Annotated in this window: 15 protein-coding genes and 1 tRNA gene; 11 read left to right on the top strand and 5 right to left on the bottom strand. The window is 72.7% G+C overall.

The features are described from left to right. Nucleotides 1-95: 95 nt before the first annotated feature. The gene (locus tag ACZ55U_RS11380) at nucleotides 96-2240 is read right to left on the bottom strand and encodes an FUSC family protein (protein ID WP_465524899.1); all 2145 of its coding nucleotides are present in this window, start codon (nucleotides 2238-2240) and stop codon (nucleotides 96-98) included. A gap of 565 nt (nucleotides 2241-2805) precedes the next feature. Between ACZ55U_RS11380 and ACZ55U_RS11375 the strand changes: the two genes are divergently transcribed. From ACZ55U_RS11375 to ACZ55U_RS11355, 5 genes are all read left to right on the top strand, one after another. Then, complete coding sequence (locus tag ACZ55U_RS11375) at nucleotides 2806-3306, top strand: hypothetical protein (protein ID WP_465524897.1); 501 nt, start codon at nucleotides 2806-2808, stop codon at nucleotides 3304-3306. Between the two features lie 43 nt (nucleotides 3307-3349). Then, a complete protein-coding gene (locus ACZ55U_RS11370) occupies nucleotides 3350-5014 on the top strand; it encodes a hypothetical protein (RefSeq protein ID WP_465524895.1) in 1665 nt (554 codons plus the stop codon). Nucleotides 5015-5113: 99 nt separating this feature from the next. Then, nucleotides 5114-6478, top strand: coding sequence for a S8 family serine peptidase (locus tag ACZ55U_RS11365; RefSeq protein WP_465524893.1), 1365 nt, complete (start codon nucleotides 5114-5116; stop codon nucleotides 6476-6478). 95 nt (nucleotides 6479-6573) lie between these two features. Then, the gene (gene mycP, locus ACZ55U_RS11360; RefSeq protein ID WP_465524891.1) at nucleotides 6574-7884 is read left to right on the top strand and encodes a type VII secretion-associated serine protease mycosin; all 1311 of its coding nucleotides are present in this window, start codon (nucleotides 6574-6576) and stop codon (nucleotides 7882-7884) included. Nucleotides 7885-7998: 114 nt separating this feature from the next. Next, nucleotides 7999-9441 (top strand): MFS transporter, encoded by a 1443-nt coding sequence (locus tag ACZ55U_RS11355; RefSeq protein WP_465524889.1) that lies wholly within the window; start codon nucleotides 7999-8001, stop codon nucleotides 9439-9441. Between the two features lie 15 nt (nucleotides 9442-9456). Here the strand turns inward: ACZ55U_RS11355 and ACZ55U_RS11350 are convergent, their stop codons facing one another. Next, nucleotides 9457-10053: a flavodoxin family protein gene (locus tag ACZ55U_RS11350; protein ID WP_465524887.1), complete on the bottom strand. Its 597-nt coding sequence runs from the start codon at nucleotides 10051-10053 to the stop codon at nucleotides 9457-9459. 168 nt (nucleotides 10054-10221) lie between these two features. Here ACZ55U_RS11350 and ACZ55U_RS11345 point away from each other — a divergent pair, with 168 nt between their 5' ends. From ACZ55U_RS11345 to ACZ55U_RS11325, 5 genes are all read left to right on the top strand, one after another. After that, nucleotides 10222-10710 carry a winged helix-turn-helix transcriptional regulator gene (locus ACZ55U_RS11345; protein ID WP_465524885.1) on the top strand — a complete coding sequence of 163 codons (489 nt, stop codon included), beginning with the start codon at nucleotides 10222-10224 and terminating at the stop codon, nucleotides 10708-10710. Nucleotides 10711-10815: 105 nt separating this feature from the next. After that, a tRNA-Thr gene (locus ACZ55U_RS11340) sits at nucleotides 10816-10891 on the top strand. A 174-nt stretch (nucleotides 10892-11065) separates the two neighbouring features. Then, nucleotides 11066-11734 (top strand): response regulator transcription factor, encoded by a 669-nt coding sequence (locus ACZ55U_RS11335; RefSeq protein ID WP_465524883.1) that lies wholly within the window; start codon nucleotides 11066-11068, stop codon nucleotides 11732-11734. Nucleotides 11735-11982: 248 nt separating this feature from the next. Then, nucleotides 11983-12960, top strand: coding sequence for a UDP-glucose 4-epimerase GalE (gene galE, locus ACZ55U_RS11330; protein ID WP_465524881.1), 978 nt, complete (start codon nucleotides 11983-11985; stop codon nucleotides 12958-12960). Nucleotides 12961-13283: 323 nt separating this feature from the next. Continuing rightward, nucleotides 13284-14294: a LuxR C-terminal-related transcriptional regulator gene (locus ACZ55U_RS11325; RefSeq protein WP_465524879.1), complete on the top strand. Its 1011-nt coding sequence runs from the start codon at nucleotides 13284-13286 to the stop codon at nucleotides 14292-14294. Nucleotides 14295-14336: 42 nt separating this feature from the next. Here ACZ55U_RS11325 and ACZ55U_RS11320 read toward each other — a convergent pair whose 3' ends face one another. After that, complete coding sequence (locus ACZ55U_RS11320) at nucleotides 14337-14834, bottom strand: MarR family winged helix-turn-helix transcriptional regulator (RefSeq protein ID WP_465524877.1); 498 nt, start codon at nucleotides 14832-14834, stop codon at nucleotides 14337-14339. 111 nt (nucleotides 14835-14945) lie between these two features. Between ACZ55U_RS11320 and ACZ55U_RS11315 the strand changes: the two genes are divergently transcribed. After that, nucleotides 14946-15737 carry a methyltransferase domain-containing protein gene (locus tag ACZ55U_RS11315; protein ID WP_465524875.1) on the top strand — a complete coding sequence of 264 codons (792 nt, stop codon included), beginning with the start codon at nucleotides 14946-14948 and terminating at the stop codon, nucleotides 15735-15737. A 93-nt stretch (nucleotides 15738-15830) separates the two neighbouring features. Here the strand turns inward: ACZ55U_RS11315 and ACZ55U_RS11310 are convergent, their stop codons facing one another. After that, on the bottom strand, nucleotides 15831-16433 hold the full coding sequence (locus ACZ55U_RS11310; protein ID WP_224285115.1) for a TetR/AcrR family transcriptional regulator: 603 nt from the start codon (nucleotides 16431-16433) through the stop codon (nucleotides 15831-15833). 212 nt (nucleotides 16434-16645) lie between these two features. Further along, complete coding sequence (locus tag ACZ55U_RS11305) at nucleotides 16646-17686, bottom strand: acyl-CoA desaturase (protein ID WP_465524873.1); 1041 nt, start codon at nucleotides 17684-17686, stop codon at nucleotides 16646-16648. Between the last annotated feature and the right edge of the window lie 190 nt (nucleotides 17687-17876).

Below are 17876 nucleotides of genomic sequence, written 5' to 3'. Positions count from 1 at the left end.
CGCCGACGCCAGCACCAGGCCCGGACCAGCCACTACAAGCGACGAGGCCACAGCCCGACGGCTGAAGCCCCGTCATGCTAAGCACCGTTGCAGTACTAGGGACGGCGGAGGAGCGCTTCGAGTTCCTCCGCGGCGCGGCCCAGGGCGCTGCGCGTGGGGTCGTGCGGGGTGACCGGGTTCGTCGGGATCGCTGGGTCTTTCGGGTTCGCCGGGTTCGCTGGGTTCGCCGGGGTGGTCGGTGGCTGGTGCGCCCGGGCGGCGGCCGTCAGTTCGTCCAGTGAGCGGCGGACCCGGTCTACCTCCGCCGGGTCCGGCACCCGGCCGCCGTACCGGATCTGGGCCGCGAACGCCGCCACCGCGCCGCCCAGCCGCTCCAGCGCCGCGGTCGCCGGCAGCCAGCGCTCGGCGAGCCGGCCGGTGGGCGGCGGCTCGGACAGCCCTTGCCGCACCTCCTGGCGGGCGTCCGCCAGCGAGCGGTAGGCCGTGCGGCGCAGCCACACGTGGGCGGTGCCGGGCTCGGGCGCGGTGCCTGGGGTGGGGGCCTTTCCGGTGGTGGTGTCCCTGGCGGCCTCCTTGACGACGGCGTCTGCGACGACGGCGTCTGCGACGACGGCGTCCTTGACGGTGGCGTCTGCGACGGCGGCGTCTGCGACGACGGCGTCGAGGTAGGCCCGCAGGGCCGTCGTCGCGGCGACCAGCCTGGGCTCGATCCGGTGGCGCGGGCGCTCCGGCCACAGCAGGTAGCCGAAGAGCAGGACGATCGCACTGGCCAGCACCGAGTCCAGGACCCGGGGCCAGGACTCGGCGGCGCCGCTCTGGCCGCCGAGTTGCAGCAGGATCAACGCCATCGGCGTCATCACCACGGTGTTCAGTCCGTAGTGCGCCGCCGTCGCGTACGGGAGCAGGGCCACGCAGAGCGCGGCCATCGCGGTCAGTGCCCACTCGTCGGTGGTGGCCATCAGCAGCGCCGCGGTCACGGCCACCCCGAGCACCGTGCCGATCGACCGGCTCACGGCGCGCAGGAACACCGAACCGAGGTCGGGCTTGAGCACGAAGGCGATCGTCATGGGCACCCAGTAGCTCTTGCTGAGCGGGTAGTTGGCGGTGACCGCCGAGCCGACCGCGATGCACAGCGCGACCCGCAGCCCGTACCGCGTCGATCCCCGGGACAGCAGCCGTGCCCGCAGCCGCCAGGGGTCCGGCGGGGGCCCGGGGGCGGTGCCCAGCCGCGCGTCACGGCCGGCCACGGTGTCGGCGGCGGCGCGCAGCGCCACGTCCAGGGCCTGTCGCGAGGGGGTGTCGGGACGCCAGTCGGGGACGGTGACCTCGCCGCTGCCCCGGCGCACGGCGGCCGCCAGCCGGTTCGGCACCTCCGCCACCTCCGGCGGGACGGGGCGGCGGGCCCACAGCAGTCCGGTGGCCGCCTCGGTGGCGGCGAGGGCGGCCTCGTACATCAGGTTGCGGCGGTCCCGCGCGTCCTGTTCGGCGGGCGCGCCCCGGCGGCCCGGCGCCTTTCGGAGGTTTCGTACGCCTCGACGGCCCGGTGCGCCGCGACGGTCCCGTCCGCCTCCGCGGTCCGTGCCGAGCAGGTCCTGGAGCTGGTTCAGCCGCGCCGTCAGCACCTGGCGCGAGTCGGGCGCGCGCGGCCCGCCCAGGTCGGCGAGGGTGCGGCCGAGCGCGTCGTACGCGGCGGCCAGCGCCCGGTTGCGCGGATCCGCGGCGGGCCGGTTCGGCACACCCGCGGGCAGCCCGAGCAGCACCACGAACGCGGCACCGACCGGCATCATCGGCGCCGCCGCCCACCACGGCTGCGGCAGCGGCATCCCGCTGCCCAGCGCGGCCGACACCAGCAGCAGCATCCCGGCCGCCGAGCCGCGCGGGCCGGTCGCGCTCAGGGCGCCGGAGGCGAAGGCGGTCAGCGTCAGCGCGAGACCGAGGACTAGGCCGTCCACGTCGGCGTGCTGGAGGGCGGAGCCGATCAGCATGCCGACCGAGGAGGCGAGAACGGCCGTCCCGATCCGGGCCGCCCGCTGCCCGTTCGGCTCGGCGCGGTCGTTCATCGTCGCGTGCATCGCCCCGAGGCCGGCGAACACCCCCAGGTCCAGCCGGTGCGCCAGCAGCCCCACCGCCAACGGCACCGCCATCCCCACCGCCGCCCGCACCATCAGCCCCACCGGCAGGGGCGGCCGCGTGGGCCGTACGGCACGGGCCCACCAGGTCGTGGCATCGGGGGAGCTCATCGGGTCACGTCCATTCCGCGGCCTTGGGTCGCTGCTGTGCGACATTGCGCGGCAGATGGGGCGTACCCGGCCAGTCTAACCAGGGCCGTACCGGCAGCCGGTACGTGTCAAGTTCGTACCGATCGCGTACGGGCGGGCCAAGGGCCCTGCCGGTCCGACAGAGGTGGTGGCTACGATGACGGAGACGGAAACCGCCCACAGGGCGGGCGGTCCGCCGACCAGGACGGTACGACCCAGAAGTTGACGGTGTGTTGCGGCCCGATGGCCCCCCGGGAACCCGGGGCCGGCCGGCCGTACGGGGGAGAGGTGAACTGCTGTGGCAGGCAATGGTGCAACAAGTTCGGGGACGCCGACTCCTTCGGCGAGCCCTTCGCCCAGTCCGACGCCGACGCCCTCGGCGGGCCCTTCGCCGAGCCCGTCGCCCAGTCCGGCCCCGAGCCCCTCGCCCAGCCCCTCGCCGAGCCCTTCGGCGAGCTCCACGCCCAACCCGTCGTCGAGCCCCGCGCCCAGCCCTTCGGGCACCGACCCGAACGCGCAGGGGCCTTCGAACGACCCTTCGCCGTTCATGCTGAGCGACCCTTTCGGGCCCTTCGGGTTCGGAATCAACCGTTTCATCAGCGTCGCGCAGACGAACTTCACTGCCAGCGACCTGGTCTCGGCCTTCGGCCAGCAGAACGTCAAGGTCGAGTTGCAGACGCTCCAGACGTTCGCCACGAAGATCGAAGCGCTGCTGGCCGCGATGGAGGGGTCCGCGGCCGCGCCGTACAAACTGGAGGAGCAGAAGGTCTCCCAGGGGAGTTTCGTCAACAGTGCGGACGCGGGGAAGTTTCCGGAGGCTGTGGCTCTGAATGCCGCCTACGGCAAGGTGCATGCGCAGCTCGTCAAACTCCACAAGGACTTCGTGTCTCAGATCGAGGCGATGACGGAGGCGGTCTCGAAGACGGCCAATCAGTACGCGAGCAACGAAGACCAGACGACGGCTGCTCAGAACGCGGTTGCCCAGCAAGCCGGCATTGACTTGCCGTCGAGCGGGGCGGCACCGAAGTCGAAGGACCTGAACCTCTGACAGTGGTGCGGGGAGAGACCTACGGGGAGACGGGGAGCGATTCATGACAGGAACGACAGACTTCGACAGCATCGACCATGCTGTGCTCAAGGGAATGGTCGACGGTGCGAAACCGGCAGAGGTACTGAAGCGAGCGGCGCAGCTCCAGGACGCCGGCCGCGTCCTGTCGGAGCTCAGCAAGGCCCTTCAGGCGCACCTGGCCCAGGTCAGTTGGGAGGGGCCGGCGGCTGAGAACTTCAAGGCCTGGGTCGGGAACCTGTACAAGTCCGCGGCGATCATTGCTCAGCATTCGACGACCGCAGGAAGCGCGATGACACAGGCGGGTGAGGCGCTCAGCACCGCCAGGGCGGCTGTGCCTGCGCCCCCGCAGACGGAGATCGACACGGTTGCCAGGCGCAACTCGCAGACGGTGTACATACCGCCGGCCGCGGCGCAGAACATCGTCGGCCAGTCGGTTGATTCGTACATGGCTTCCGTCGACAAGAACTGGGTGACCGCAGAGGCGGCCAGGCAGGCCAACGCGAAGATCGAGAAGGAGCGGCAGGAAGCCATTCTCCAGATGGAGAAGCTGGCGCAGGCTTACAGTGCGGCGACGACGACGCTGAACGGGATCGACGACAACGTGGTGCTGCCGGGGACGCCTGGCAGCAGCAACCAGAACGACTCCAACTCGGCGTCCAACGGGAGCGGTGGAGGCGCTGGCAATCGTGGCGGCAGCGTCCGCAGTCCTCGTTTGAGCGGCGGTAGCGTCGGAAGCGGCTCCAATCCGTCTGGCGGTGGAGGCTATGGAGGCGGAAAGGTCCTGCCGCACGACCCCGGATCAGGCGGCCCTGTCCCGTCCAACCCGGGCAACACCCCGCCGCCCCCACATGGCGGCGGCGGCCAACTGCCGCCCATGCCTCAGGACCCGGGCAACTCGATCCCGCCGTCCTACCCGCAGGATCCGATCAACCGCCCTGGCACCGGCCTTGACAGCCTGCCCACGCCGACTCTTCCGACCCAGACCGGTCCGTACGGTCCCGGCGGCGGCCAGCTGCCGACGGACGGGCCGAGCACCCTTCCCGGGTACCCGTCCGGGCCGAACGGTCCGGGCGGAGGCCCCGGCATCCCCGGTGGCGGCCCGGTTCCCGGCATCCCGGCAGGGCCCGGTGGCGGAAGCATCCCGACCAGGGGCGGCGGCGGTGGATCCATCCCCGGCAAGGGCGGCGGCCAGATTCCGGCGCGTACGACCCCGTTCGGCGGCGGTCCCGGGCAGGGGAGGAGCGGTACGCCGGGTCTGCCCAGCGGGACGGTCTTCGGTGCCCGCGAGGCGGCGGGGCCGGGAGGTGGCCGGGTCGGCGGTCCGGCCGGCATGGGCGGCGGCATGCACCCCGGCATGGGCGGCGCCCACGGGGGCGCGGTCGGTGCCGGTGGCGGGTCGCGAGGTGCCCGGGGCCTGGCCTCGACCACCGGTGGAACGGTCGGCGGCCGCAAGGGCCCGACCGCGGGCGGGGAGTTCACACCCGGTGGTACGGGCCTGCGCAACCGGGCGGCGGGTGCTGCCGAGGGCGGTGCCCAGTCCAGGCAGAACGGCATGATGGCTCCCGGAGCCGCGGGCCACGGCAGTCGGAAGGAACGCGATCGCCGCAAGCGGGCCGACTACCTCCACGAGGACGAGGAGACCTGGACCAACGGTACGCCGCAGAGCAATCCGGACGTGATTGAGTAGGACGGCAACGACTGCCCGGCCGCTGGGCCTCCCCAGTGGCCGGGCAGTCTTGTGCGGGGCGCGCTTCCCGGTCGACGGAGAGATTGACGAGGAGTTGTGATGGGGCGGACGAACGCGCGGGCGCGTTGGCAGGCTGCGGCTGCGGCACTTCTGGCGGCGGGAATCGTGGTCGGCCCGGTCGCAGCACCCGCGGTTGCGGACGATACGGTGCGCGCGAGGCAGTGGCACCTGGATGCCATGCATGCCCCGGACATGTGGAAGGTCTCCACGGGGAAGGGCATCACAGTTGCCGTGATTGACGGGGGATTCAGGCTGGACCACCCGGATCTGGTCGGGCAGTTCCTGCCGGGTAAGGACTTTAGTGGTAGCCCTGACGGGGTGGGGTCGTACAAGGACGGCCACGGCACGGAGATGTCCAGCTTGATTGCGGGCACTGGCAGGGGCGTAGGCGGAACAGGCGCCTACGGCTTGGCGCCTGGTGCCAAGATCCTCCCCCTCAAGATCAACAATGGATCTGTTGGCTCCATCGTCTCGGCGGATTTCCTGGATCAGATCGGACAGGCCGTCAATTATGCTGTTGAGCAAGGTGCGAAGGTCGTCAATATCTCGCAGGGTATTGCAGGTGTGACGGCTTCTGCAGGTGACGTGGCCAAGCTGAACGGGATCCTTGCCAAGGCGCGATCCAAGGGTGTCCTGGTGGTTTCCAGTGTCGGCAACGAAGCGAAGTCTGGAAACCTGGTGTCATACCCGGGCGGGTTGCCCAATGTCGTGGGTGTGGGGGCCATTGACCGCCAGGGGACCGTGACCGATGAGTCGGAAACCGGTCCGCATGTGGCTTTGGTTGCGCCGGGTGCCGAAATCCTCGCGGCTTGCACCTCGTCTACTGAGTACTGCAGAAGCCATGGAACCTCGGATGCGGCAGCCCTGGTTTCCGCCTCGGCGGCACTGATCTGGGCGGCCCATAAAGACTGGACTGCGAATCAGGTTTTGCGAGTTCTCATCAATACGGCGAGTAGGCCGAACGGGGGAACGGTTCGTACGGATGATGCCGGGTGGGGCGCGGTGCGACCGCGTATCGCGCTGACGGATCCCGGCGATCCCGGTCCGGCGGACGTGTCGCCGCTGCCGGCCGATGCGGCTACGCCGTCGGCGGCTCCGCAGCCGTCCGCGAGTGGGACTGCTCCCGCGTCGGCGGTGCCGGCGCCGGCCGAGAGCCCGACCGAAGTGGCCGTTGGTGCGCCGGTGGCGGAGAAGTCGTCGGGTTCGGGTAGTGCCCTGCCGGTCGTGGTGGGTGTGGTGGCCGGCCTGGTGGTGCTGGCCGGTGTGGTGGTCGCGGTGGTCCGACGTCGACGGAAGCCGGTCGAGCGGTCGGCGCCGGCGCAGCAGCCGATGGGAGCGGTGCCGCCGCCTCCGCTGCCCTATCAGCCGCCTGTGCCGCCGGAAGACAATCCGTACGCGAGGTAGTTCAAGCAGTGGGGGATCGGATGAAGGGCCGCAGGACATGGGCTCTGCGGCTCGTGGCGTTGGCAGTCGTGTGCCCGGCCGTGTTGGGGCTTGCGGTGGAATCGGCGGTTGCCGAGGACGCGATTCGGCAGCAGCAGTGGCATCTGGAGGCCATGCGAGCGCCGGAGATGTGGAAGGTGTCCAAGGGACAGGGCGTCACGGTCGCGGTGATCGACAGCGGGTTCAAACTTGATCACCCCGACCTGGTCGGACAGTTCCTGCCGGGCAAGGACTTCAGCGGAAGTCCGGGTGGAGTTGGGTCCTACGCGGAGAACCATGGCACGCTGATGGCAAGTCTCATCGCGGGGACCGGAAAGTCGGACGGCGGCAAGGGCGCCTATGGTCTTGCTCCGGGAGCCAGGATTCTTCCGTTGAAGATCGCCAACGGGTCTGAACATGCGGTGGTTTCTGCTGATTTCCTGGACCAGATCGGGCAGGCGGTGACCCACGCGGTCGAGCAGGGTGCCAAGGTCATCAACATTTCCCAAGGAATGGCCGCTGTGACGACTTCTCCGGCTGATGTGGAGAAGCTGAACAAGATCCTCGCGTGGGCTCGTTCAAAGGGATCGCTGGTGGTCGCCAGCGTTGGAAACTCCGGAGATCAGGGGAATATCGTCGAGTATCCGGGAGCCCTGCCCAATGTGGTCGGGGTGGGAGCGTCGGATCAGAACGGCACTGTCACCGCTGAGTCCGAACGTGGGCCGCAGGTTGTCTTCGTGGCTCCTGGTGTGGACATGGTCGGTGCTTGTCCCGGTGCCACCGGGTACTGCAAGGGGCATGGCACGTCGGATGCGACAGCAATGGTTTCCGCCTCGGCGGCTTTGGTGTGGGCGGCGCATCCGGACTGGACGGCGAATCAGGTTTTGCGGGTCCTCATCAATACCGCAGGGAAGCCGAATGACGGGTCTGGTCGCAACAACATTGTTGGATTTGGCGCGGTGCGACCGCGCGTCGCGCTGACGGACCCCGGGGATCCAGGCCCGGCGGATGTTTCGCCACTTCCAGCTGACGCGGCTACACCGTCGGCTGCCCCGTCGCCTTCGGCAAGCGTGCCTGCTGCCGTGCCGACGGTCCCCGCTGAGAGCCCGACCGAAGTGGCCGCTGGTGCGCCGACGGCGCAGCCGGTGGCGGAGAAGTCGTCGGGTTCGGGTAGCGCCCTGCCGGTCGTGGCGGGTGTGGTGGCCGGGCTGGTGGTGGTGGCCGGGGTGGTGGTCGCGGTGGTGCGGCGTCGGCGGAGGCCGGTTGAGCCGCCCGAGGTTCAGGTGCCGCCGGTGCCGGTGCGGCAGCCGATGGGGATGGTCCCGCCGCCTCCGGCGTCGTACCCGCAGCCGCCCGTGCCGCCGGAGGAGAACCCGTACGCGCGGTAGGGGTTCAGCCCCCGGCGCGCTCCTGGGTGGTGGCGGCGCGGGGGCGGGGGTGTGCGCCGGGGTCACTCGGGTGGAGGCTGGTGGGGCAGGGGCCGGGGTGGCGAGGGTGGTGGTATGGATGCGGAGGGTGCTTGGCGGGTAGGGCAGTTGCGGCGGGCGGCGGCTGCGGCGCTGATCGGGACGGCGATCGAGTTCTACGACTTCTTCCTGTACGGGACGGCGGCCGCGTTGGTGTTCGGGTCGGTGTTCTTCCCCGAACTGGGCACGGTGGGCGCGCTGTTGGCCGCCTTCTCGGTGTACGCGGTGGCGTTCCTGGCCCGGCCGTTGGGGGCGGTGGTGTTCGGGCACTTCGGGGACCGGGTGGGGCGGAAGGCGACGTTGGTGGTGTCGCTGCTGCTGATGGGGCTGGCCACGGCGGCGGTGGGGCTGTTGCCGGGGTTCGGGGCGTGGGGGTGGTGGGCGCCGGCGGTGCTGGTGGTGCTGCGGGTGTGCCAGGGCGTCGGCTTGGGCGGGGAGTGGGGCGGGGCGGCGCTGCTGATCGCGGAGAACGCGCCGGCCGGGCGGCGGGGGCGGTACGGGGGGTTCCTGCAGTTGGGGCCGACGATCGGGTTCGTGCTGGCGAACGGGGTGTTCCTGGCGCTGCAACTCGGCTTGGACGAAGGGGCGTTCCGTGTGTGGGGTTGGCGGGTGCCGTTCCTGGCCTCGTTCGTCATGGTCGCGGTGGGGCTGTTCGTACGGTTGCGGGTCGAGGAGTCGCCGCTGTTCCGGACGGCTGGGCGGCGGGAGCGGCTGCCGGTGCTGGAGGTGCTGCGCGAGCACTGGCGCCCGGTGCTGGCGGGCGGCGGGGCGATCACCGTGGGGTACGCGCTGTTCTACCTGACCACGACGTACGCGCTGGCGTACGCGACCACCGGGCTCGGGACGGCGAGCACGCTGGTGCTGTCGATGCTGCTGGCGGGTGCGGCGGGCATGGCCGCGACGGTGTGGCTGAGCGCCTCGCGCAGTGACCGGTGGGGGCGGCGGCGGACCTTGCGGTGGGCGACGGCCCTGGCGGCGGTCTGGTCGCTGGTGCTGTTCCCGCTGCTGGAGACGGTGAGCCCGCCGCTGGTGTTCGTCGCGCTGGCGGGGGCGATGGCGGTGCTGGGCTGCGTGTTCGGCCCGGTGGCGGCGTTCCTGCCCGAGCTGTTCCCGACCCGGGTGCGCTACACGGGTGCGGCGCTGACGTACAACCTGGGCGGGGTGATCGGCGGCGCGACGACGCCGCTGGTGGCCACCCGGCTGACCGAGGCGTACGGGACGGCGCAGCCGGTGGGCTGGTACCTGGCGGCGCTGGGGGTGCTGGCCCTGGGATGCCTGTGGCTGCTGCCGGAGACCATCGGCGCGGAGCTCGGGTCGGTGGGCGGATCGGTGGGCGGATCGGTGGGCGGGGCGGCGAACGGGCTGGAGCCTGGGCCGGCGAACGGCTCGGCGAACGGCTCGGCGAACGGCCCGGCGGACGGCCCGGCGGACGGCGGACGCCGCCGGGCGCCCCGATGGGGGACGGACCCGGCGGCGTAGGAGTGGTTCCGGGGCTCAGCCGGCCAGGGCGGCGCGGCCGGCCAGCACCACGGCGGTGTGCCGGGCGACGCGGGCGCCCAGGTGCTCGGCGGTGGCGATGTCGGCCTTGTGGACGGCCTCCGGGCCGGCGTCGACGGGCGAGGAGGCCGCGGCGCCGCTGAAGAAGCCGAGGCGGTTGAGGTCGTTCTCGGACGCGGTGGTGGCGTTCCAGCCGGGCTTGAGGCCGAGGTTGACCCAGTGCATGCCGTGCTGGGCGGCGAGGGTCTGGAAGAAGCCCAGGGTGGCGGCCTTGTCGCCGCTCTTGGAGCCGGAGTTGGTGAAGCCGGCCGCGATCTTGTCCTTCCAGGCGTCGGTGAACCAGCGCTTGCTGGTGGCCTCGGCGAAGACATGGAAGGCGCCGGAGGCGGTTCCCATGTAGGTGGGGGAGCCGAAGACGATCGCGTCGGCGGCGTCCAGCTGGGCCCACTGCTCCTCGGTGATGGTGTCGACGGCGATCGTGACGACCTCGGCACCGGCCTCGGCGGCGCCGCGGGCGACGGCCTCGGCGATCACGGCGGTGTGGCCGTAGCCCGAGTGGTAGGCGAGGGCGACGGTCGGACGGATGGCGGTCATGCGGCACTCCAAAAGGGGCGGGCGCGGGCCGACGGGCGAGCGCGGGGACGGTTCGGGGCGGGCGCACCGAGGTGGCCGGTGCCCTCGACCCGGGATTGGTCTCGAATATAGACCAGGTCTCTATTGGTTACCAAGAGCGGATTGGAGACCGCGCGCTACCCTGGAGGCATGACGACGGAGGAAGCGCCCCGGGCCTGGGCCCGGACCGGACGGCCCGCGGGGCGGGAAGTGCCGGCTGCCGACCGGGAGGACGGGTGGAAGGCCTGCTCCGAGGAGGGGGAGGCCGGGCAGGAGCTCGACGTGTTCGCCCGGCTCTGCCCCAGCCGCGAGGTATTCGCCGAGCTGGTCGACAAGTGGTCGATGCTGATCCTGATGAGCCTGCTCGCCTGCGGCCCGCAGCGCTTCTCCGAACTCCAGCGCGCGGTCGGCGGGGTCAGCCGCAAGATGCTCACCCAGTCCCTGCGCAACCTGGAGCGCGACGGGCTGGTGCTCCGCACGGTCTTCCCGGAGACGCCGCCGCGGGTGGTCTACGACCTGCTGCCGCTCGGCCGCGAGCTGGCCGAGCTGGTCACGCCGATCGGCCGGTGGACGGAGCGGAGCACCGGACGGATGATGGCGGCCCGCGAGGCGTTCGACGCGGCGCACCCCGAGGGCTGAGGGCCGCGGGCGGGCGGGGTGGGAGCCGATTTCCCTTCCGGGCCGACGGCCGTGTAATGTCTTCCTTGTTCGAGCGGCCCGGAGGAACACCGGGCGAGCGAGCAAGCCCCTATAGCTCAGTCGGTAGAGCGTCTCCATGGTAAGGAGAAGGTCTGCGGTTCGATTCCGCATGGGGGCTCCAATGAAAGACCCTCGCCTCGCGGCGGGGGTCTTTCGCGTTCTCCCGGCCCGTTCCGCACCGCCGACACGCCACGGCCTAGCGGGTCGGGCACGGAATGCGCTGTGATGGTGCGTCATCGTCGGCCGCCCGCCCGAGGGGCGCGGGCGCGAGCCGGACCCCGACCAGGAGGGCGTCATGGGTGTTCGACTCGTGGTGGTGGACGACCACCGGCTGCTGGCCGAGGCGCTGGCCACCGCGCTCCAGCTGCGCGGCAACCGGGTACTCGCGGTCGGTTCCCCGGCCGGGGCCGCCGCCGATCTGGTGGTCGGCCGACGGCCCGAGGTGTGCCTGCTGGGGGTGTCCGCCCCGGGGGAGCCGGGTGCCTTCGACGGGCTGCGCCGGATCCGCCGCGAGCGCCCCGAGGTGGCCGTGATCGTGCTCGGCCCGGTGGGCGAACTGCGCGGCGTCGCAGGGGCGTTCGCGGCCGGTGCGGCCGGGTACGTGCCCAGCGACGAGCGGATCGAGGTGGTCGAACGGGCCATCGGACGGGCGCGCGCGGGCGAGGCCGCGGTCGCGGTGGACATCCTGCGCGGCGCCTTCGACCAACTCTTGCGCCCGGCACCCGAACCGGATGACGAGGCCGTCCGGCTGCTGCGCCTGCTGACCCGCCGTGAGGTGCAGGTGCTGGCCCGGATCGCGGACGGCGAGGACACCGCGGCGATCGCCGCCGGGATGCGGATCGCCGCCAGCACGGCCAGGACGCACGTCCAGCGGGTGCTGATGAAGCTCGGCGCCCGGACCCGCCTGGAGGCGGCCGCGGTGGCGGCGCGCACCGGTCTGCTGGAGCGGCTGGCCGGGGGCTGAGGCCGGCCGAGGAGACGGCTGAAAGAGCCGGGTGAAGGAGCCGGTGAAGGAATGCCCGAAGGAGGCGGCGGCAGCGGTCGTGGGCCCGCCGAGGGCGTCCGGGGCTGAGGAGTCGACGAGAAGGCCGGAAGCCGCCGTCCGCGTGGTCCGGAGCATCCCGGCGGATTGGGAGAATGGCCGCAGTCGTACGCATTCCGTCGACGGCACCCGCCCGACCGGGCGGACCGTCGTTCGCTGGAGGTCGCAACATGAGTAAGTACCTGGTCACGGGTGGCGCCGGCTACGTCGGCAGTGTGGTCGCCGCCCACCTGCTGGAGGCGGGGCACCAGGTGACCGTCCTGGACGACCTCTCCACCGGCTTCCGCGAGGGCGTCCCGGCCGGTGCCGAGTTCGTCGAGGGCCGGATCCAGGAGGCCGACAAGGTGCTGGACGGTTCCTTCGAGGGCGTGCTGCACTTCGCCGCCTCCTCGCAGGTCGGCGAGTCGGTCGCGGACCCGGAGAAGTACTGGCGCAACAACGTGGCGGGCTCGCTGGAGCTGATCAGCGCGATGCGCGCGGCGGGCGTGCGCAAGCTGGTGTTCTCCTCCACCGCCGCCACCTACGGCGAGCCGGAGGCGGTGCCGATCGCCGAGACCGCCCGCACCGCGCCGACCAACACCTACGGCGCCACCAAGCTCGCCGTGGACCACCTGATCACCAGCGAGGCCGTCGCGCACGGGCTCGCCGCCGTCTCGCTGCGCTACTTCAACGTGGCCGGTGCGTACGGCAGTTCCTCCGGTGTCTCGTTCGGCGAGCGGCACGACCCGGAGTCGCACCTGATCCCGCTGGTCTTCCAGGCCGCGCTGGGCCTGCGTCCGCACATCGCGGTGTACGGGGACGACTACCCGACCCCGGACGGCACCTGCATCCGCGACTACATCCACGTCGCCGACCTGGCCGAGGCGCACCTGCTGGCGCTGGACGCGGCGAAGCCGGGCGAGCACCTGATCTGCAACCTGGGCAACGGCAGCGGCTTCTCGGTGCGCGAGGTGATCGAGTCGGTCAAGCGGGTCACCGGCCGCGAGATCCCGGTGCGGGTGGCGGGCCGCCGGGCCGGCGACCCGGCGGTGCTGGTGGCCTCGGCCGCCCGCGCCCACGAGGCACTGGGCTGGACTCCACGCCGCCCGAACCTGGACGAGATCGTCGCCGACGCCTGGGAGTTCACCCTGGCGAAGCACGGTCGGTGAGCAGCGGCCGGTGAGCGACGGCCGCCGAGCGGCGGCCGATTGGGAGGAGCGCCGGCGGGGTCCGCGTCCGGAAGGTTCGGACGCGGACCCCGGGGCGGGCGGCGATAGGACTCAAGTCCGTTGGCCCGTGCACTTTCTGACGAAACTTCACCGAATCGCCACGTGCGCGTTTCCCGACCCCGTACGCTGAGTGCGGTACCGGTGGGGGCCGGCGCCCTTTCGGCCCCACCGGCCACCGGTGGGCGGGCGGAGCGGCGGGTCCGGAACGCGGAAGCCGGACTGGTCCCGCCCCGGGCTCGGGCGCTCTGAGCAGGGGAGGGACGATGGGGCGGATTCGGGTCCTGGTGGTCGACGACCACCGGATCTTCGCCGAGGCACTGGCCGCGGCGCTCGCCGCCGAGCCGGACGTGGAGGTGGGGGCGGCGGGCAGTGCCGCCGCCGCCGAGCGGGCCTTGGAGCGGGCGGTCGGCGAGGGCCGGGCCTACGACGTGGCGCTGATCGACGCCGACCTCGGCACCGAGGCGTTCGGCGCGAGCGGGTCGGCCGGGCCGGTCGGAGCGGCCGGTCCGTACGGAACGCCCGGAGCGCCGCCAACGCCCGGAGCGCCGGGACCGTCGGCAGCGCCGGGAACCCCCGGCGCGCCCGCCCGCCGCCGCCCCGGCGCCGAGCAGGCCGAGGAGGCCCGACGGCGGTCGGCCCCGCCCGTGCCGCGCCGGCCGGCCGTTCCCCCGGGGGCCGTCCCGCCGCCCGGCACCCGCCCGGCGGTGGACCCGCTCCGCGGCGACCAGCTCAGACCCGCGGCCCCACCCCCGGACGGCATCACCCTGCTGGCCAGGCTCCGCCGCGCCCACCCCGGGCTGCGCGCCGTCGTCCTGGCCGCCGCCGACGATCCGCACCGCGCCGCCCGCGCCCTGCACGCGGGCGCCACCGGCTGGGTGGCCAAGGAGAGTTCGCTGGCCCGGCTGCTCGCCGTGATCCGGGGCGTGCTGCGGGACGAGACCCACCTGCCGCCCGCGCTGCTCACCGGGGTGATCCGCGAGCTCACCACGGCGCGGCGGGACCGCACCGAGAGCGAGCGGCTGGTGGACACCCTGACCCCGCGGGAGAAGCAGATCCTGCGCTGCATGGTCGCGGGCCTCGGCCGGCAGGCCGTGGCGGAGCGGCTCTACCTGTCGCCGCACACCGTCCGGACGCACATGCAGAACGTGCTGGGAAAGCTCGGCGTGCACTCCACGCTGGCGGCCGTCGCGGTCGCCCGCCGGGCCGGGGTCAGCCCCGCCGAGCCCGCCGCGCCCCCGCCGCCCCCGGTGGCGAGCACCGTCGAACGGTCCTGAGGAGGCACCGGCCGGCCGGGTGGCCCCCGGCCCGGGCGGGCGTCAGCCCGGGATGTTGTCGAACGGGGCGACCAGCAGCCGCAGCAGCGCGGCGAGTTCGGTCTGCTGACCGGAGGTGAGCTGGGCGAGCAGCTCGCGCTCGTGCACGAGCAGTCCGGCGAGCGCCTGGTCGGCGCGGTCGCGGCCGTCGTCGGTGAGCCGGACGAGCACGCCGCGCCGGTCGTCCGGGTCGGGCAGGCGCTTGACCAGGCCCTTGCCGGTGAGCCGGTCGATCCGGTTCGTCATGGTGCCGGAGGTGACCAGGGTCTGGGTGAGCAGCTGGCCGGGGGAGAGCTGGTACGGGGAGCCGGCCCGGCGCAGGGCGGTCAGCACGTCGAACTCCCACGGCTCCAGGCCGTGCTCGGCGAAGGCGGTGCGGCGCGCGCGGTCCAGGTGCCGGGCGAGCCGGCTGACCCGGCTGAGCACCTCCAGCGGCTCCACGTCGAGGTCGGGGCGCTCCCTGCGCCACGCTGCGACCAGCCTGTCGACCTCGTCCTCCATGGCGATCAGTGTATCGGTGGATGTGTCGATGTGAAGTCTCTTGACATCGAGAAATGTGCCAGCAAGGCTAACGCCAGATATCTTGATGTCGAGATACTTTTGAGGTGAGCCATGACCAGCCCCGTCTGGGACCCTGCGCAGTACCTGCGCTTCGCCGACGAACGCACCCGCCCGCTGCGTGAGCTGCTCGCCCGCGTCCCCGACCTCCCGCACCCCGGCGCCGAGGTGATCGTCGACATCGGCTGCGGCCCCGGCAACTCCACTGCCGTGCTGCGCGAGCGCTGGCCGCAGTCGCGGCTCACCGGCGTCGACAACTCGGCCCCGATGCTCGCCACCGCCCGGGCCGAGGGCGAACCCAGCGCCGAGTACCTGCTCGCCGACGCCCGCGACTACGACCCGGCCCCGGCCGGCCCCGACCTGATCGTCTCCAACGCCACCCTCCAGTGGGTGGACGGCCACCTGGCGCTGCTGCCGCGCTGGGCGGACGCCCTGGAACCCGGCGGCGTGCTCGCCTTCCAGGTGCCCGGCAACTTCGACGCCCCCAGCCACACCATCCTGGCCGACCTGCGCCGCAGCGCCCGCTGGCGGGACGCGCTCGGCGAGGGGGCCGTCCGGGCCGGCGTCCACCCGCCCGAGCGCTACCTCGACGCGCTGGCCGCCGCCGGCTGCCGCCCGGACGTCTGGGAGACCACCTACCGCACCCTGTTGCCCGGGCCGGACCCGGTCCTGGAGTGGGTCAAGGGCAGTGCGCTGCGCCCGGTCCTCACCCGGCTCGCCGACCCGGCCGACCGGGCCGCCTTCCTCGCCGAGTACGGGCGGCTGCTGCGCGAGGCCTACCCGGCCGGGCCGTACGGGACGGTCTTCCCGTTCCGGCGGATCTTCGCGGTGGGCGTCCGGAGCTGAGCGACAGGCACCGGGCGGGCATCCGCAGCCGGGTGCCTGGAGCTGATCGGGCACCCGCTGCCGGCGGCGCGGCCGCGGGCAGCAGGTGGCCGGTCAGCCCTTGCGCTCGCCGACCAGCTTCGGGTGCCGCTCCAGGCCCTCCAGCCCGTGCCAGGCCAGGTTCACCAGGTGCGCCGCCACCGTCGCCTTGTCCGGCTTGCGGACCTCCAGCCACCACTGCCCGGTCAGCGCGACCATCCCGACCAGCATCTGCGAGTACATCGGCGCCAGCCGGGCGTCGAAGCCGCGCGACTTGAACTCCAGGCCCAGGATGTCCTCGACCTGGGTGGCGATGTCGCTGATCAGCGAGGCGAAGGTGCCCGTCGACTGGGCCACCGGGGAGTCCCGGACCAGGATCCGGAAGCCGTCCGTCGAGGTGTCGATGTAGTCCATCAGGGCGAACGCGGCCTGCTCCAGCAGCTCGCGCGAGTGCCCGCCGGTCAGCGCCCCGGTCACCATGTCCAGCAGCAGCTGCATCTCGCGGTCGACCACGACCGCGTAGAGGCCCTCCTTGCCGCCGAAGTGCTCGTACACCACGGGCTTCGACACCCCGGCGCGCTCGGCGATCTCCTCCACCGAGGTGCCGTCGTAGCCGCGCTCCGCGAAGACCGTCCGGCCGATCTCCAGCAGTTGTTCGCGCCGCTGCTTGCCCGTCATCCGGACCCGGCCGCCCCGGCGGCGCGGGGCCGGGGCCGGGCCGCCGCCGGTGCTCCGGTCCGGGCTCGCCCCGGTGGTGCCGGCCGCCGGTGCAGCGGCCCGCGGACGGGCCGGCGCCGTAGCGGGTGCCGCGTCCGTCCGCGTGCTCTGGTGACCGCCTGTGCTGTCTGCGCTGCTCCCGTTCACCCCTACATCATGCTGGAAGCGCCGCTTCATGCGGCGCGGCGGGCGGCGATCCGCCGCGCGTCCGGCCAGCGCACGTCCCGGACCCAGCCGGCCAGCTCGAACCAGCGGATCAGCCGTGCCGAGGAGTCGATCTGCCCGCGCAGCACCCCGTGCCGGGCCGAGGTCGGGTCGGCGTGGTGCAGGTTGTGCCAGGACTCCCCGCAGGAGAGCACGGCGAGCCACCAGACGTTGCCGGAGCGGTCCCGGGAGCGGAACGGGCGGCGGCCGACGGCGTGGCAGATCGAGTTGATGGACCAGGTGACGTGGTGCAGCAGCGCCACCCGGACCAGCGAACCCCAGAAGAAGGCGGACAGCGCGCCCTCCCAGGACAGGCTCACCAGGCCGCCGACCAGCGCGGGCAGCAGCAGCGAGATGGTGGTCCAGAGCCAGAACAGCCGGGAGATCCGCCGTAGCGCCGGGTCGCGCACCAGGTCCGGGGCGTACTTGAGCTGCGGGGTCTGCTCCTCGTCGAACATCCAGCCCATGTGGGCCCACCACAGGCCCTTCACCAGCGCCGGGACGCTCTCCCCGTAGCGCCACGGCGAGTGGGGGTCGCCGTCCTTGTCGCTGAACCGGTGGTGCTTGCGGTGGTCGGCCACCCAGCGCACCAGCGGGCCCTCGACCGCGAGGCTCCCGGCGACCGCCAGGACCAGCCGCATCGGGCGGTTGGCCTTGAACGCGCCGTGGGTGAAGTAGCGGTGGTAGCCGACGGTGATGCCGTGACAGGTGAGGAAGTACATGGCGACGGTGATCGCGAGGTCCGTCCAGCCCAGGCCGTGGCCCCAGGCCACCGGGACGGCGGCGACGAGGGCGGCGAACGGCACCAGGATGAACAGGGAGAGGGCGATCCGCTCGGCCGGGCCCTGCTTCTCCCCGCCGCGGGTGGCGGACAGCCGGGTGGCGGCGGTGTCGGGGCCCGGGGGAGCGCCGCGGTCGGAGGCCTCGGCGGTTCCGGCGGGATCGGTGTCGGGAGACGGAGTGGTGGACGCGGCGTTCCCCGCGCGCGCCTCGCCTGCCTGGATGGTCATGGGCGTCCCTTTGCGGCGTCCCGGAGCGGGACAGAAGAGGACCTACGTTGGCGTAACCTACGGCATCGTAGGTTGCGCTCCGTGTCCAGGGGAACACGCCGGTACGGGGCGCTTGAGTGAATTCGCCCGGCCGGACGGATGAACCGCGGGCCCCGCGGGCGGGGCGGCGGAGGCGGAACCGGGCCCGCCG

This window comes from Kitasatospora sp. NPDC034533 (assembly GCF_055575155.1).
Note: the sequence above shows the minus strand (reverse complement) of the source record. Positions and strands in the feature narration are given on the sequence as shown.

What these genes read in the sequence shown, in the direction of transcription:
- galE (WP_465524881.1), top strand. Translation starts at nt 11,983, where the DNA reads ATGAGTAAGTACCTGGTCACGGGTGGCGCCGGCTACGTCGGCAGTGTG.
- ACZ55U_RS11335 (WP_465524883.1), top strand. Translation starts at nt 11,066, where the DNA reads ATGGGTGTTCGACTCGTGGTGGTGGACGACCACCGGCTGCTGGCCGAG.
- ACZ55U_RS11310 (WP_224285115.1), bottom strand. Translation starts at nt 16,433, where the DNA reads ATGACGGGCAAGCAGCGGCGCGAACAACTGCTGGAGATCGGCCGGACG.
- ACZ55U_RS11350 (WP_465524887.1), bottom strand. Translation starts at nt 10,053, where the DNA reads ATGACCGCCATCCGTCCGACCGTCGCCCTCGCCTACCACTCGGGCTAC.
- ACZ55U_RS11315 (WP_465524875.1), top strand. Translation starts at nt 14,946, where the DNA reads ATGACCAGCCCCGTCTGGGACCCTGCGCAGTACCTGCGCTTCGCCGAC.
- ACZ55U_RS11345 (WP_465524885.1), top strand. Translation starts at nt 10,222, where the DNA reads ATGACGACGGAGGAAGCGCCCCGGGCCTGGGCCCGGACCGGACGGCCC.
- ACZ55U_RS11320 (WP_465524877.1), bottom strand. Translation starts at nt 14,834, where the DNA reads ATGGAGGACGAGGTCGACAGGCTGGTCGCAGCGTGGCGCAGGGAGCGC.
- ACZ55U_RS11375 (WP_465524897.1), top strand. Translation starts at nt 2,806, where the DNA reads ATGCTGAGCGACCCTTTCGGGCCCTTCGGGTTCGGAATCAACCGTTTC.
- ACZ55U_RS11380 (WP_465524899.1), bottom strand. Translation starts at nt 2,240, where the DNA reads ATGAGCTCCCCCGATGCCACGACCTGGTGGGCCCGTGCCGTACGGCCC.
- ACZ55U_RS11355 (WP_465524889.1), top strand. Translation starts at nt 7,999, where the DNA reads ATGGATGCGGAGGGTGCTTGGCGGGTAGGGCAGTTGCGGCGGGCGGCG.
- ACZ55U_RS11305 (WP_465524873.1), bottom strand. Translation starts at nt 17,686, where the DNA reads ATGACCATCCAGGCAGGCGAGGCGCGCGCGGGGAACGCCGCGTCCACC.
- ACZ55U_RS11365 (WP_465524893.1), top strand. Translation starts at nt 5,114, where the DNA reads ATGGGGCGGACGAACGCGCGGGCGCGTTGGCAGGCTGCGGCTGCGGCA.
- ACZ55U_RS11325 (WP_465524879.1), top strand. Translation starts at nt 13,284, where the DNA reads ATGGGGCGGATTCGGGTCCTGGTGGTCGACGACCACCGGATCTTCGCC.
- ACZ55U_RS11370 (WP_465524895.1), top strand. Translation starts at nt 3,350, where the DNA reads ATGACAGGAACGACAGACTTCGACAGCATCGACCATGCTGTGCTCAAG.